Here is a 1,009-nt window from a genome sequence, read left to right on the forward strand (position 1 = left end):
TCGCCTTCCATCGTGACCGTGCCCGAGTCCATCACGTAGCCGCGGTCGGCCGCCTGCAGCGCGAGGCGCGCGTTCTGCTCGACCAGCAGTACCGTGATCCCCTCCTTCGAGATCTCGCGCACCACTTCGAAGATCTTCTCGACCATGATCGGCGACAGCCCCATCGACGGCTCGTCGAGCAGCAGCAGCTTCGGCTTCGACAGGATCGCGCGCGACATCGCCAGCATCTGCTGCTCGCCGCCCGACAGCGTGCCCGCGAGCTGCGTCGCACGTTCCTTCAGGCGCGGGAAGAAGCCGAACATCCGGTCGACGTCCTTCTTGATCTGCTCCTTGTCGTTGCGCAGGTACGCGCCCATCTGCATGTTCTCGATGATCGACATCCGCGCGAAGATCCCGCGGCCTTCCGGCACCATCGCGAGGCCGCGCTTCAGCAACTCGTGCGACGGCACGCCCTTGATCGACTTGCCGTCGTACTCGATGTCGCCCGCCGAATACGGCTTGAGACCCGTGATCGCCTTCATCGTCGTGGTCTTGCCGGCGCCGTTCGCGCCGATCAGCGTCACGAGCTCGCCCTGGCGGACTTCCATGTCAACGCCCTTGACGGCCTGGATGCCGCCGTAGTTGACCTGCAAGCCCTTGATTTTCAACATTGCCGCTGCCATCAGTGCACCCCTGCGCCGAGATATGCCTCAATCACCTTCGGATTCTTCTGCACGTCCTGCGGCAGACCCTCGGCGATCACCTTGCCGTAATCGAGCACCGTCATCCGGTTGCACAATCCCATCACGAGCTTCACGTCGTGCTCGATCAGCAGGATCGTGCGGCCGTCCGAACGGATCTTGTCGAGCAGGCGCGTGAGTTCGACCTTCTCGGTCGCGTTCATCCCGGCCGCCGGCTCGTCGAGCGCGAGCAGCTTCGGGTCGGTCGCCAGCGCGCGCGCAATCTCGAGACGACGCTGGTGGCCGTACGACAGGTTGCGCGACGTGTAGTCCGCGTACTGCAGCACGCC

Annotated in this window: 2 protein-coding genes; both read right to left on the reverse strand. The window is 64.4% G+C overall.

All coding sequences use genetic code 11. The annotated features are described in order from the left end of the window. The coding region (locus DIE23_RS39025) for an ABC transporter ATP-binding protein (protein ID WP_148093502.1) at positions 1-662 on the reverse strand (662 nt) is incomplete at its 3' end. Further along, positions 662-1,009, reverse strand: a 348-nt coding sequence (locus DIE23_RS39030; protein WP_148093503.1) for an ATP-binding cassette domain-containing protein, incomplete at its 5' end; no start/stop codon positions are given. The genes DIE23_RS39030 and DIE23_RS39025, both read right to left, overlap by 1 nt.

Origin of the sequence: Burkholderia sp. Bp9143, assembly GCF_003853645.1 — a bacterium.
In the GTDB taxonomy this organism is placed as follows: Bacteria; Pseudomonadota; Gammaproteobacteria; order Burkholderiales; family Burkholderiaceae; genus Burkholderia.